Annotated in this window: 11 protein-coding genes and 1 pseudogene; 5 read left to right on the plus strand and 7 right to left on the minus strand. The window is 61.1% G+C overall.

Annotated features, from left to right (window positions below; translation table 11 throughout):
- Window positions 1-191 precede the first annotated feature (191 nt).
- From OKW35_RS14965 to OKW35_RS14975, 3 genes are all read right to left on the minus strand, one after another.
- Window positions 192-1,628 carry an IS1182 family transposase gene (locus OKW35_RS14965; protein WP_429355218.1) on the minus strand — a complete coding sequence of 479 codons (1,437 nt, stop codon included), beginning with the start codon at window positions 1,626-1,628 and terminating at the stop codon, window positions 192-194.
- 246 nt (window positions 1,629-1,874) lie between these two features.
- A complete protein-coding gene (locus OKW35_RS14970; RefSeq protein ID WP_429552450.1) occupies window positions 1,875-2,273 on the minus strand; it encodes a GFA family protein in 399 nt (132 codons plus the stop codon).
- A gap of 222 nt (window positions 2,274-2,495) precedes the next feature.
- Entirely contained in the window at window positions 2,496-2,870 is a 375-nt protein-coding gene (locus OKW35_RS14975) for a hypothetical protein (protein ID WP_090812592.1), read from the minus strand.
- 323 nt (window positions 2,871-3,193) lie between these two features.
- Between OKW35_RS14975 and OKW35_RS14980 the strand changes: the two genes are divergently transcribed.
- Window positions 3,194-4,813 (plus strand): methyl-accepting chemotaxis protein, encoded by a 1,620-nt coding sequence (locus tag OKW35_RS14980; RefSeq protein WP_429355217.1) that lies wholly within the window; start codon window positions 3,194-3,196, stop codon window positions 4,811-4,813.
- Window positions 4,814-4,960: 147 nt separating this feature from the next.
- Here the strand turns inward: OKW35_RS14980 and OKW35_RS14985 are convergent, their stop codons facing one another.
- Together OKW35_RS14985 and OKW35_RS14990 are read right to left on the minus strand one after the other, a co-directional pair.
- A complete protein-coding gene (locus OKW35_RS14985; RefSeq protein WP_429552451.1) occupies window positions 4,961-5,245 on the minus strand; it encodes a hypothetical protein in 285 nt (94 codons plus the stop codon).
- Window positions 5,246-5,360: 115 nt separating this feature from the next.
- Complete coding sequence (locus OKW35_RS14990) at window positions 5,361-6,125, minus strand: SDR family NAD(P)-dependent oxidoreductase (RefSeq protein ID WP_090812201.1); 765 nt, start codon at window positions 6,123-6,125, stop codon at window positions 5,361-5,363.
- A gap of 152 nt (window positions 6,126-6,277) precedes the next feature.
- Here OKW35_RS14990 and OKW35_RS14995 point away from each other — a divergent pair, with 152 nt between their 5' ends.
- The 4 genes from OKW35_RS14995 (at window position 6,278) to OKW35_RS15010 (ending at window position 9,117) form a co-directional block, all read left to right on the plus strand.
- Window positions 6,278-7,195, plus strand: a complete 918-nt coding sequence (locus OKW35_RS14995; RefSeq protein WP_429552452.1) for a LysR family transcriptional regulator — start codon at window positions 6,278-6,280, stop codon at window positions 7,193-7,195.
- A 381-nt stretch (window positions 7,196-7,576) separates the two neighbouring features.
- Entirely contained in the window at window positions 7,577-8,602 is a 1,026-nt protein-coding gene (locus OKW35_RS15000; RefSeq protein WP_429355214.1) for an IS630 family transposase, read from the plus strand.
- A gap of 37 nt (window positions 8,603-8,639) precedes the next feature.
- On the plus strand, window positions 8,640-8,972 hold the full coding sequence (locus OKW35_RS15005; protein WP_429355213.1) for a GGDEF domain-containing protein: 333 nt from the start codon (window positions 8,640-8,642) through the stop codon (window positions 8,970-8,972).
- Window positions 8,973-8,976: 4 nt separating this feature from the next.
- Window positions 8,977-9,117 (plus strand): diguanylate cyclase, encoded by a 141-nt coding sequence (locus OKW35_RS15010; RefSeq protein ID WP_143037333.1) that lies wholly within the window; start codon window positions 8,977-8,979, stop codon window positions 9,115-9,117.
- Window positions 9,118-9,290: 173 nt separating this feature from the next.
- On the opposite strand, the gene OKW35_RS15015 is transcribed toward OKW35_RS15010, so the two are convergent.
- Both OKW35_RS15015 and OKW35_RS15020 read right to left on the minus strand, forming a co-directional pair.
- Window positions 9,291-11,825 carry a mechanosensitive ion channel family protein gene (locus OKW35_RS15015; protein WP_429552453.1) on the minus strand — a complete coding sequence of 845 codons (2,535 nt, stop codon included), beginning with the start codon at window positions 11,823-11,825 and terminating at the stop codon, window positions 9,291-9,293.
- A 300-nt stretch (window positions 11,826-12,125) separates the two neighbouring features.
- Window positions 12,126-12,611, minus strand: a pseudogene (locus tag OKW35_RS15020) (BamA/TamA family outer membrane protein); the annotation flags it as partial.
- Window positions 12,612-12,630 lie beyond the last annotated feature (19 nt).

Consider the following 12,630-nt stretch of genomic DNA (forward strand, 5'->3'; position numbering starts at 1 on the left):
GGTCGCGATTGCCGAGTCGGGAGCAAACGTTAATCGCCGAGCCGGGCCGGTCATAGCGTGTCTGCGAGCGGCACGACCCGACCGAGGCTGTGTGAAAACGTTCCGCGGGTAGCAGCGAGAAGTTGGGGTAAAACGCGATCGAAGGAAAGAACTTCGCAGCTTTTCAATTGGTAGCGCGGCGATGGGCGTTCTCACGCCCTCATCGCCTCCATCAATGCCTTCGTACCCAGGATATTCATCGCTCGCTTGAGGTTGTAGGCTAATACGTGAAGGCTCATCTCGGTTCGAACACGTGACAGCGTCTTTGTCAGAAAGTGCACAGAGCCCATCCAGAACTTGAGCGTTCCGAACGGATGCTCGACCGTCTGTCGTCTCAGCCTCGCGGCGTCCGGCGTCTGATCGAGTCGGCGCTGCATTTCTTCAAGTACGTTCTCATGTTCCCACCGCGTGACTCTTCGGTACGGACTCGGCGTGCACTGCGGTTTCAGTTGGCATTTCGGACACGCTGACGGCCAGTATTTATGGATCGTCAGGCCGGCCTCAACGGTCGTGAAGCGCCAAATGGCCCGCTCTCCCGCCGGGCAACGATACGCGTCGTCGGATTCGATATAGACGAAGTCCCGTTTATCAAAGCGACCCTCGGCCTTGCTGTTTGAGGTCAGCGGCTTCGGGACCAGCGTCTTGATTCCGTCCTGCTCGCATCGCAGAATTTCCTCACTCTTGTAGTAACCACGATCAGCAAATGCGGTTAGCTGATTTTCACCAATCGCATCTCGCGCCAGTTTGGCCATCGCGGCTAGCTGGGAACGGTCGTGGCCGACATTGACGACCTCATGCGCAACGATCATGTGGTTCTTGAGATCTACAGCGGTCTGCACGTTATAGCCGACCATTCCTGTGCCACGACCGCTGGTTGCCATTGAGCGCGCATCCGGATCAGTTAGCGAGATCTGGCCGTCTGGAGCTGCACGCATGCGCGTTTCGATCTCGCCGCGTTTCTGCATCTGCGCCTTGATCTTAAATATCTTTTCTTTCAGGTGCGGGACGCGTCCCTCCGGTAGGCTCGCTGGCTCACGATCGGCCCGATCCAGTTTATCCATGTAACGGCCGATACTTTGCTCGAGTTGTTCCATGCGAGCCTTGAGCTTGTGGTCCGTGAAGTTCTTGTCGCGGTTGTTGACCGCTTTGAACTTGCTTCCATCGATGGCAACGGTGGCATCTGAGAACAGCTTCAGTTGCCGGCAAAGCATCACAAACTCCCGGCAGACTTTGCGGATCGCGTTGCCGTTGTCTTTGCGGAAGTCAGCGATGGTTTTGAAGTCCGGCGTCAACTGGCCCGTCAGCCAGATCAGTTCAAGATTGCGCTGTGTTTCGCGCTCAAGACGACGACTCGATTGAAGCCGGTTCAGGTACCCATAGATGTACAGCTTAAGCAAGGTCGATGGGTGATATGCAGGTCGACCGGTTAAAGCTGGTGCAGCACGTTCGAAGCCAAGACTCACCAGATCAAGCTCGTCGACAAAGACGTCAATCACGCGGACAGGGTTCTCGGCGTCGACGTAATCGTCGAGAGACTCAGGCAGCAACGCGACTTGCTCTCGCGCCGCGCTTTCGATGTATCGCTTCATGGGCCACCATTGGAAAACGTGTTGACTAACCATAGGCGATCAACGTGTTTCCACACAGCCTCGACCCAGAGCTGACGTTACCCATTGCCGAAAGCGGCCGTTCAACGTTCGAGGATAAAAGCCACGAAGAACCGTCTTCCTGCGAGCCTTGTGTGTCTGAGCATGAGCCAACCACTAGGTGGCGGCCCGGGCCGCGCGCAACTCGTTTCGGTAACCATCACAAAGGTGCAGCCCTGCCATTTGAATTCAGCCCTTGGAGTAGCTGCCCTCGTGTTTCGGCAGGGCGTCAGGTACATGAACCCACGGTAACTTGCTCGATGTCCAAGTGTGATGCTCAGGAGGAACCAGGTCCGGCACGTCGAGACTGCATGTCGTAATGTCAATCTCGTCGGGGAAATCGTCGTGTTGATAGGTCAATTGCGTGTCACAGTCCGGGCAGAAAGTTCGCAAAACCGCTTTACTGCATGCGAAGCTCCTTGGTTCGCCATGGACGAACCGAAACTCGGATCGCTTGACGCTAAACCAGGCGACGAACGGGGCCGCAGATGCGCGGCGACAGTCTGCGCAGTGACAAACTGTGGAGTTGAAGGGTGTATCCAACACTTCATAACGGACTTCTCCGCAAAAACAGCGACCTTTGAGCATTGCTCCCTCCGTGGCGTGACAGTCGCCCGCAGCGCAACGATCGTATGCGCCCGCCCAATTGTAGAGGTCCGGGCTGAAGATCTCGCAGGGTCGATAGCGCAGGTGGCGCTCGAACTAGGGGATAGCGCCTCGGTCGGCTGTTTCCTTTCCGAGTGTAACGGCGACTGACCGCTTTCGGCTACCAGTTCGAATGGCCGTTCCTGGCCGAGCGGTGACGACTAACTAACCAATAACGCGGCCATCTGCGCCGTAGACTTCACACTCGTCGCCTTGTACCTTTGCTTCGAGCTTCCGTGCTAACTGCCACATCTTGCCGAGAATCGCGACGTCAGGATTCTTGACTACTACATTGCCTTGCCGGAAATCAAACCATGCCATGTTCCCACTTACAGCGGTTCCGGCATGGGCTGTCCAGACGGCCAATCCCTCGCTATCTATCCGCAGGACGTTGGCGTCGCCAACGATCGCACTCGCATAACCGTCGAGACGCATATCTGGGTCGGACTGAACGAGTGCCTTCCACTCGTCGATACCAATTTTGAGTCCGCTTTCGTCAAACCAATTTTCCTTGCGGGTGATGTGGACGTCGTATCCCATATCTATGTCCCCGAACTCGCAGTTAGTCTGCAAAGCAGCATCGTCAGCGATCTGGCAGCCTCGGTCGAGTGCCCGCTTCTGGCCGGCTGGTGCCTGATGACGCTCCGTGGGAGCCGACGCACAAGGGCCCTCCGATACGCCTTGGCAAGGTGGTAACCGAGGGTTTCACGGGATGAAACTTTCGCTCGTATCCGCCGATAACTCGAGCAGGAACCACCGGATGGCCGCCGGACAGTCCGCCGGCGCCACACGGCGCGCCCATACACATGCCACTTCGCACGGCAGCCCTGCGCGGTTTCCATTCATTTGCACGAGGACTCAGGATGCACAAGCTCAGTTTTACGCAGAAGCTTTGGCTGCCGTTGATCATCAGCCTCGTCGCGTTGCTCGCTGTCTCCGTATCGGCGGCGTGGCAGTCGCGCGAGACGCGCATCGAAGAACGTAAGCACGACCTCACGAACATCGCGCACGTCGGACTCAGCATCGTGACGGAGTATGCGGCGCTGGCGCAAAGCGGCGCGTTGCCGGAGGCGGATGCCCGCAAGGAGGCACTCGAACGCCTGCGCGGCGTCCGCTACGGCGAAGACGGCTACTTCCTCGTGATCAATTCGAAGCCGCAGATGGTAATGCATCCGATCAAGCCGGCACTCGAAAGCAAGGATCTCGCGGGCAGCGCCGATGCCGACGGCCGTCACCATTACGTGACGTTCGCGTCGACCGCACAGGCGCCGGACGGCGGCTTCGTCGACTACGTGTTCCCGCATTCAGGCGCGGCGTCGACACAGGCGGTCGGCAAGATCGGCTACGTGGTGCGCTATGCGCCGTGGGATTGGATCATCGCAACCGGCGCCTATGTTGACGACATCGACGCTGCGTTCATGGCGTCGTTGTGGCTGATCGGCGCGATCTTCGTGGCCGTGTCCGCGGTCCTCGTGACGCTCGTCGCGGTGACGAACCGCAGCATCGCGCGCATGGTCGGCGGCGATCCGGCCTACGCGGCGAACGTGGCGGACGCGATCGCATCGGGCGACCTGACAGTGGCGATCCGCACGCGCAACGGCGACACGTCGAGCCTCCTACACGTAATGCAGCGGATGCGCGACGCGTTGACGGATACCATCTGCCAGATCAAGCATGCGTCCGACAACGTCGCGTGCGGCGCGAACGAGATCGCGAACGGCAACGCGGACCTGTCGTCGCGCACCGAGAGCCAGGCGGCGTCGTTGCAGGAAACGGCGTCGAGCATGGAGCAGATGACGGCGATGGTCCGCCAGACTGCAGACAACGCGCGCACTGCCAGCGAGCTTGCGGCCGGCGCCGCGAAAATCGCGAACCGCGGCGGCGACATGGTCACGCAGGCCGTCGCGGCGATGAAGGGGGTCTCGAACGAATCGGGTCGCATGGTCGAGATCATCGCGACGATCGAGGGCATCGCATTCCAGACCAACATCCTCGCGCTGAATGCTGCGGTTGAGGCAGCACGCGCGGGCGAGCAAGGCCGCGGCTTCGCAGTCGTCGCGAGCGAGGTGCGCAGCCTCGCGCAGCGTAGCGCGACCGCGGCGAAGGAAATTCGCGAGCTGATCAGTCATGCGGTGGGCAGCGTCGGCAGTGGTGCAACGCTGGTCGAAAACACCGGCTCGACGATTGACGAAGCGCGCGACGCGATCATGCGTGTGACCGGTGTCGTGCAGGAAATCGCTGCGGCCGCGGCGGAACAGAGCGCCGGCATCGACCAAGTGAATCTCGCGGTCACGCAGATGGACAGCATGACGCAGCAGAACGCGGCGCTCGTCGAGCAGGCGGCGGCCGCGGCACAGTCGCTGAAGGAGCAGGCGATGAGTCTGCAACGCGCGGCCGCGGCGTTTCAGGTGGGCGACGCTGACGCTAACGGCGGTGCACAGCTCGCGCCGGCTTCGGCGCAGCACCGCGCAGTGTTCGCGTAAGGACGCGCACCGCAATCTCGCGGCGAACCTCGCGTTTCATGGCACGTCTGCGCGTTTTTTTGGACCGTCACCTTGCGACCCGGTTCAGCCATTCGATCCAGCAGTACGGAAGTCGGCTTCCCTTTTCAAAGCGGTCATGCAAGCCCGTCAGCGCTTCCGCAAAAGTTCGACCAACAGGACATCGGTGTCATCCCGTGCGCGTATCGAGACGGATGGCTCGCCGCTGACGGCCACTCCATCTTCCACGTCGATCCGGCCGTGATCGGTGACGAGATAGGCCTTATGCCGCGACAGCAACCTTTGATGCACGGTGACGCCGTCCCGCAGCGCCGCGATGCAAACACGCGCGTCGGCGTTGAGCGGTAAGCGCCCGCCGACGCAGCCAGATCTGATACAGCTGCAACGGCGCGCTTTCCTCATTGCGCTCGGCATGATTTACGGATGCGCCAGCACTCATCGCCTGAACCATGATGTTGCTTCCGTTCCAACGCGTGGATGCGGTCATCGAAGACCGCGTCCACGCGCCTGACGCGCGCTCAATGCACGTTCAAATCTGCTGCTGGCCACCGTCGACGAACAGTTCGACGCCGTTCACGAAACTCGCGTCGTCCGATGCGAGGAACAACGCTGCACTCGCGATTTCTTCAGGCTCACCGAGGCGCGCCATTGGAATCTGGGCAGCAAGGTAATCGGCGAGGCCTTGCCGTTGCGACGCGTCCGGGCCTGCCAGGTCGAGCAGGCCTGGCGTGCGCGTCGCGCCAGGGCTGATGGTGTTGACGCGGATGCGGCGGTCCTTCAGGTCCAGAATCCAGCTGCGTGCAAAGGAGCGTACTGCCGCCTTCGAAGCCGAATACACGCTGAATGCGGCCGTGCCCGCGCTACCTGCCGTCGAGCCGGTGAGAATCACCGATGCGCCTTCAGCGAGCAGCGGCAGCGCCTTTTGCACGGTGAACAGCACACCCTTCACGTTGCGGCTGAATGTGTCGTCGTAGTGTTCTTCCGTGATGTTGCCGAGTGCCAGCATCGAACCGCCGCCGGCGTTCGCGAACAGCACGTCCAGACGGCCCTGCTCCTCCTTGATCTGCGCATACAGCGCATCGAGTTCGCCGAGCTTAGTCGAGTCGACGCGTACGGCCGTCGCATTGTGGCCTGCTGCGCGAATCCCCTTCACGGCGGCGTCGAGTTCGGCCTGACGGCGGCCGGTGATGTACACATGCGCGCCTTCGGCGGCGAAGCGTTGCGCGGTCGCAAGACCAATGCCGCTGGTTGCGCCGGTGACGAGTGCGATCTTGTTGTCGAGTTTGCGTGCCATGGTGTTGCTCCTTCGATCAGTAGTTGGATGACATGGTTGGGTCGCGGCGTTTCGTGTTGCGTGCTGCGATGTAAGGAGAATATCGACGCGCTTATCTTTTCGAAATAGAATGAATCGCAAACCAACGTTGCAAAATTGAAAAGATGGCAGATATGGCCAGGCTGCCCGATTTCGAAGGACTAGCGATGTTTGCCAAGGTGGCGGAGGAAGGATCGTTCGCGGCCGCGGCGCGCGCGATGGGGGTGTCGGTGGCGACGGTGTCGCGGGGCGTTGCCCGCCTGGAAGACCGGCTGGGCGCGCGGCTTTTCAACCGCACCTCGCGCCAGCTGTCTCTCACGGAGTTCGGCCAGACGATCTGCGAGAAAGCCGGCGAGATCTATCGTCAGGCTGAGGAAGCGGAGAGCGCCGCTCGCGAAATGTCAGTGCAGCCGCGCGGGCTGGTGCGCCTCGCCGTGCCGATGTCGTTTGGCCTGCGCTGGGTCGCGCCGCTGCTGCCGGGCTTCTTTCGCGCGTATTCCGAGGTGTCGATCGATCTGCATCTGTCGGATGCCTCGGTCGATCTGGTCGCCAATGGCTTCGACGCGGCGCTTCGCATCGCGGCGCTGCCGGATTCGTCGCTGGTGGCGCGGCGGCTATGCGCGGTGACGCAATACGTGGTTGCGTCGCCGGACTATCTGAAGCGCGAGGGGCGGCCCACGCATCCACGCGAACTTATGGACCGGCCGTGTCTGTCATACGCGTATCGCGCGCGCAGCGATGTGTGGCGCTTCACGAACGACGCCGGTGACGAAGAGTCGGTCATGCCGACCGGTCCGCTGCGCGTGACCAACTCCGATGCGCTGTTGCCCACATTACTCGACGGCCTCGCAATCGCCGAATTGCCCGAGTTCATCGCCGGCGAATATCTCGCCGATGGCCGCCTCGAAGCGATTCTCACCGACTGGTCACTCACGAAGGGCGGCCTCTATTTCGTCACGCCGTCTGCGCGAGCGCGGCCCGCGAAAGTAAGCGCGCTGTCCGATTACTTCGCGCAACACCTCTCCGATCCCTCGTGGCGATGGCCACGGTAATGCGCGAGCGCCGTCGACGCCGGCTGTCCGAGTGAATGACTGTCATCGCAATTATGCAATGATAGATATCAGATACTTGCTCCGGGATGGAAGGCCGCGCGAAGGGACTCGAAGCGATAGGAGGCGCCATCGCCTTCTCTCGCGAAGGCCGCTTTGCGGATCGAAGCGGCCTGCCGAAATCTCGCGTCGATTGATCACTTATGGCCGGGTCCCGCCTCATCGATTGGCAGAATTGCTTTGGTCTTGCACAACTACGACCGGCAGCACGCGACCGATGCGTCCAACGCTTTCTCGCTGAATGCACTTACTAACCGGTGCATAAATAAGCGAACATAAATCGACGCCATGGTCTAAGCTTTAAAGGGCTTAGGGAGAGGCGAGATGCGCGAGGACGACGGCCGGCAGCTTTCACATGCAACGCTTGAAGAGATCCGTATCCGGGCGGTCAAGCGCGTCGAAGCTGGCGAGTCGCCGGAGGACGTGATCCGCACGCTCGGATTCTCGAGGGCGCGTATTTACGAGTGGCTGGCGGCATGGCGTGAAGGGGGGATCGAGGCGTTGCGAGCCAAGGCAATCCCTGGTCGACCGATGAAGCTGTCGTCCGAGGCTATCCGCTTCGTCTATCAGACGGTCACAACGAAGAACCCCATCCAGATGAAGTTCGAGTTTGCATTGTGGACGCGAGACATGGTGCGGGAGTTGATTCGCGAACATTTCAACGTCAGGCTCTCCGAGGTGTCGGTCGGTCGACTGCTGCGCAAGCTCGGGCTTTCACCCCAGCGTCCGCTTGCGCGTGCGTACCAACGCGACCCTGAACTGGTCGAGTCGTGGATGCGCGACGAATACCCGGCCATTGCCGGGCAGGCCAAACGCTGCGGGGCACAGATCTTCTTCGTCGACGAATCGACGGTGCGATCGGACTATCACAGCGGCACGACCTGGGCACCGGTCGGTCAAACCCCGGTAGTCGAAGTCACTGGCGCGCGCTTCAAGATGAACCTGATCTCCGCGATCAGCCCGCGTGGCCAACTTCGATTCATGTGTTTCGAAGGCAGCTTCAAGATCTCCGTGTACGTCGACTTCGTCAAACGGCTGATGCTCACCGCCGATGCGCCTGTCTTCCTGATTGCCGATGGTCATCCGGTACATCGTTGCAAAGCGATCCGGCAGCTTGCCGCGGAATCGAATGGGCGCCTTTGTCTGTTCTTCCTTCCTGCTTACTTGCCAGACCTGAACCCGGACGAGCTGGTATGGGGTTATCTCAAACATCACAGGATCGGCAAGCTTGCCATCAAAGGTCCCGGGCATCTCAAGCAGCGAGTTCGAGCGGTTCTGCGCTCGTTGCAGAAGATTCCAGCCTTGGTCCGATCCATGTTTCAACATCCGTCAGTCCGCTACGCGGCTTGACCCATGTCCGGTTACTTTGTTTCGGCTTAGTAACAGCATGGTTGGCGTCCTGTATGAAGACGCCCGCAATGACAAGCTCACCGGACTCATGCGCCGCGCCGCCTTTGAATCCGAGTACGGCCGCTTCCAGGATGGGTGGCTCAACAGACTGCTGGTCATCGATTGCGACAGGTTCAAAAGCGTGAACGGCACGCTCGGGCACTGCACCGCGGAGCTTGTCCTTCAACGGGTTGCCGCCGCGATCAGAGGCAGCGTCCGTGGATGGGATCTTGCGTGCCGGTGGGGCGGTGACGAATTCGTTGTGCTTCTCCCCCATACGAAACCGGAGGACGGAATGCGCGTTTGCGGAGCGCATACGCACCGCCGCTGAGACGATGGAACGGCATGGAGTCACGCTGTCAACGGGCGTGGCCACCAATACCAAGGCAGAGCCGCTGGCATCGGTCATCGAGCGCGCCGACGCGGCGATCGACGACGCAAAGCAAGCGGGCAGAAATACGGTCGTGTTCGCCTAATCCGGATTGCCGTATGCCCAGGCCCCCGGCGCCGCAGATCGCGCAATTGCCGCTCGATGCGCACCGCCAGCTTGTCCGGCTGGGCACCGATAAAAGCGGTAGCGACCCAGCCGCCTGCCGTTCGCTCAGGCTTGCGGAAATTCGCGCAAAAGAAGTCCTGACGACTGAAGCGATCAGAGACGGTCAGTATCGGTTCCGGGGGAGTTGGGCGAGGATTTTGAGCCTTTCTGATCCTCAGTTGGCCGCCTCGCGGGCGGCTCTTTGAGCACGCCCAGTTCCAATGGCGTGGTGGTGGCAGCCGGCCTGCGTCGGGGCTCACTGTTCCCATCGATCGCCTGTTCGCGCTCGTCCTCGCCACCATCGTCAGGCTGCGACCGTGCGTTGGGTCCGCTCGGCGGGGTGTGAAGCCGCATGTGCGGTACCGGCATCTCAATGCCCGCCTCGTCCATCTTGCGCTTAAGCCGTGCGTTAAACGCCCGCGCCACGCTCCACTGTTGCAGCGGCCGCGTCTTGATCTGCCCTTTCACCACCATCCAGTTCGATTCAAAGCGGTCGAGCCCCCACACTTCAACAGGCGCGAGTATTTCGTTGCGCAGACGATAATCTGCCTGCAGATCGGCGCCCACTTGCACAATCATGCGCGACACTTCGTCGAGATCAACGGTGAACGGCACCCGCACCTCGAATACCGCATTGGCGAAATCGCGCGACAGGTTCTTCACGATCTTGATCTGCGAGAAGGGGATAGTGTGAACCGCGCCTTGTCCGTCACGTAAGCGAACCGTGCGGATCGTCAGGTCCATGACGATGCCGGAATGACTGCCGTCAATCTCAATCCAGTCGCCGGCCGAGATCGTCTCCTCGACAATGATGAAGAGCCCCGTGATCAGGTCGGTGACAAGCGCCTTCGCACCGAAGCCGACCGCAAGACCGATTACGCCCGCACCGGCCAGGAGAGGCGTCAGATTGACGCCTAGCGTGGCGGCCGCGACGATCGCGGCGAGGGTCGCCACCGTCGTGAAAACCGCGTTGCGCACGAGCGGCAACATCGTGCGTGCGCGCACACCGGGATCGAGTGCCTTGCTACGCGAACTGCTCGGGCCCAGCGCGTTGAGAATCGCGGTATCGCACAGTATCCATATGAACCAGGCGCCGAAGACCGTCGCGATGACTGTTACGAGCGCATGCTTGAAACTGGGTGTCATCGCACTGTGCTTGATCATTCGAGCGATCGGGCCGCTCCACAGGTCCAGTTCGAATTTAATGAACGCGAGCCACATCAGGAGAGTGAGCAGCGTGATCGCGAAGCGCAACAGTCGCATCAGGTGCGGCGCGCGGCGGTGTGCGCGCGTGTCCCTTCTACGCGTCACGTGCATGAGCAGCGCTGACACGAACAGCGTGAGCACGAGTAACAGCGCACTGAGCAGCGACGGCTGTAATACGTTCTCTTCCGAACCGCGCGCATCGATGATCGCCACGACCGAGGCGATCGCGATTAAAAGGATCGGGATGTGCCATAGCGATGCGAGGATATCGAGCGCTTCCGTTGCGAGTTTGTGATCACGCCTTCGTTTATACGGGCGATTGCGTATCAGATGCGTGACGGGCCGCCGGTAAGCGAGTGCGAAATAACCGATCAGGACCGCCGCCGCCACGTTTGCCGATGCGGACACGAGCCCGGCGAGATTCACGCCGAGCAGGCCTGTGACGACCGGATTGGCCGTCGCGTCACCGAGCGCACCACACGCACCGATCGCGAAAAGCGGCCAACGACTTTGCGCGAGCAGTTGGTGAACGGCGACACGCCGGTGTGCCGTGTTAAACGCCGAGAAGACGATTAGGCAGATCGCCGAGAAAAGCAAGCCCGCGACTATGGCATAGACGATCACAAGCCCCAGCGTGCTGCCGAGCGCGTCGGGCATTCCCCGCATGAACAGCGCCACCGTCACGAATGCAATGACCCATGGCGCCGTACGCCAAAATGCGAAGCTCAATAGTTCGAACGACGTTGGATTCGGTTCGAGCGCGGCCTTCCAGCCATATCGTGCACTGACGCGCCGGCGCAGATAGACCAACAGGCCAGCGCACGCGCCCCAGCCCGCAAGCGTCGCGATCAGGCCAAGCAGGACCTGGCCGAACGGCTCCCGGCTCCCGCCACCAAGAATGGTCCACAACTCGTTAGCCGCTGCGCTCGAACGGGCCGCCCAGTAGTGCAAGGGGGTGCGGCCCTCACTCAGATCCGTCTCGACAGACGCAATGCTTGACGCAATCGTGCCGAGCAGGTCGCTGTTGCCCTGTCCGGACGACACCGGCGCCGTAGGTACCGTGGGTGATGCACTTTGGGTACCTGCACGCAGTCCCTTCAACTGGGCGACCAATTCTTTGCGTTTCGGATCGCTCTCGAGCGTGCCGATCAGGCTGTCCAGCGAACGCGCAAGTTCGGCCTGACTTGCGGGCGTTGGTGCCGATGCAGCCTGCGCCGCCGAGGCTGGCGGCGCGGGACCTCCCGTCGCACTGTTGATTAGGTTTTGCAGCCCGGCGGGCAAGGCGGCGGTCGCCGGATTGAAGGCCACCGTCGCCAGAACGAGGAAGCAGGTCGCGGCCAGCCGAAAGCAGGCGCACTCTATGGCGCGCCACACGCCGGGGCGAGCCCGCCGTCTGACGAAGACCATGGCATGGCTGAATTCTCCCCGCATGCATGCGTGCATGGAGCCCCCTTCCGAAAGGTCACCCCTGTGAGAGCTGGGTCGTCCGGCTAACGCTTTGCGAAAGGCCCTGAGGCGCCCGAACTGTACATTGTGCGGATAACGGGTAAAAGCTTACATCACCACGAAGCCCCGCCCCTTCCATGCCCCTTCGGCCCTCTCAAATGAAGGACGCAGCGCGTAGGCGGCGAAAGTCTCACCGCGCCACCGACGAGCGGTGGCGAGCCGAGCCCCTGCCGGTCCGCTTGCGGCTTGTGTGCAGGCGCAGACTCGCGCTCCTTTCGAACGTGAGTGTCACGCATATCAACGCCACGCGCTGCCAACCTGAATATAAAACGCGTTCTGGTCCTTGCTATGGGCGACGTCGATCCCGATCGAGACGCCCAGCTTGCGTGCGATCAGGTAACGGAAACCCGCCCCGACACTTTGGACGTTCTGCGCCTGAGAAAAGCTCTGCAACCGTCCATAGGCCTTACCCACGCCACTGAAGCCCAGCAGCGACCACCTGGGCGTCACGTCCCAGCGCAGCTCCGCTTCAGCCGCAAGCGCATTGCGGTCCTGGTATCGACCCTTCTGGACGCCACGCAGATCAACATACGGTTGCGCATAGAACGGGATATCACCGGTCGAAAACTTTGTGTCCAGCCGTAGCCCAAGGATTAACGTATGCGTGAGTGGAATCCACGTGAAGCCCCGCGCAGCGTACACGTTGTAATTCTCGGTGCCCCCGAACCCTGGGCGCGCGAATTGTGTCTCGAACTCGGCAAAACTGCCCGAGGCCGGATAAAAATGTTGAACTAAACCGCTG

It is taken from the genome of Paraburkholderia sp. MM5477-R1, from assembly GCF_050436385.1.
In the GTDB taxonomy this organism is placed as follows: domain Bacteria; phylum Pseudomonadota; class Gammaproteobacteria; order Burkholderiales; family Burkholderiaceae; genus Paraburkholderia; species Paraburkholderia tuberum.

Coding starts and splice junctions, on each gene's coding strand:
- OKW35_RS14965 (WP_429355218.1), bottom strand. CDS start 1,628: ATGAAGCGATACATCGAAAGCGCGGCGCGAGAGCAAGTCGCGTTGCTG.
- OKW35_RS14970 (WP_429552450.1), bottom strand. CDS start 2,273: ATGCTCAAAGGTCGCTGTTTTTGCGGAGAAGTCCGTTATGAAGTGTTG.
- OKW35_RS14975 (WP_090812592.1), bottom strand. CDS start 2,870: ATGGGATACGACGTCCACATCACCCGCAAGGAAAATTGGTTTGACGAA.
- OKW35_RS14980 (WP_429355217.1), top strand. CDS start 3,194: ATGCACAAGCTCAGTTTTACGCAGAAGCTTTGGCTGCCGTTGATCATC.
- OKW35_RS14985 (WP_429552451.1), bottom strand. CDS start 5,245: ATGCCGAGCGCAATGAGGAAAGCGCGCCGTTGCAGCTGTATCAGATCT.
- OKW35_RS14990 (WP_090812201.1), bottom strand. CDS start 6,125: ATGGCACGCAAACTCGACAACAAGATCGCACTCGTCACCGGCGCAACC.
- OKW35_RS14995 (WP_429552452.1), top strand. CDS start 6,278: ATGGCCAGGCTGCCCGATTTCGAAGGACTAGCGATGTTTGCCAAGGTG.
- OKW35_RS15000 (WP_429355214.1), top strand. CDS start 7,577: ATGCGCGAGGACGACGGCCGGCAGCTTTCACATGCAACGCTTGAAGAG.
- OKW35_RS15005 (WP_429355213.1), top strand. CDS start 8,640: ATGGTTGGCGTCCTGTATGAAGACGCCCGCAATGACAAGCTCACCGGA.
- OKW35_RS15010 (WP_143037333.1), top strand. CDS start 8,977: ATGGAACGGCATGGAGTCACGCTGTCAACGGGCGTGGCCACCAATACC.
- OKW35_RS15015 (WP_429552453.1), bottom strand. CDS start 11,825: ATGCACGCATGCATGCGGGGAGAATTCAGCCATGCCATGGTCTTCGTC.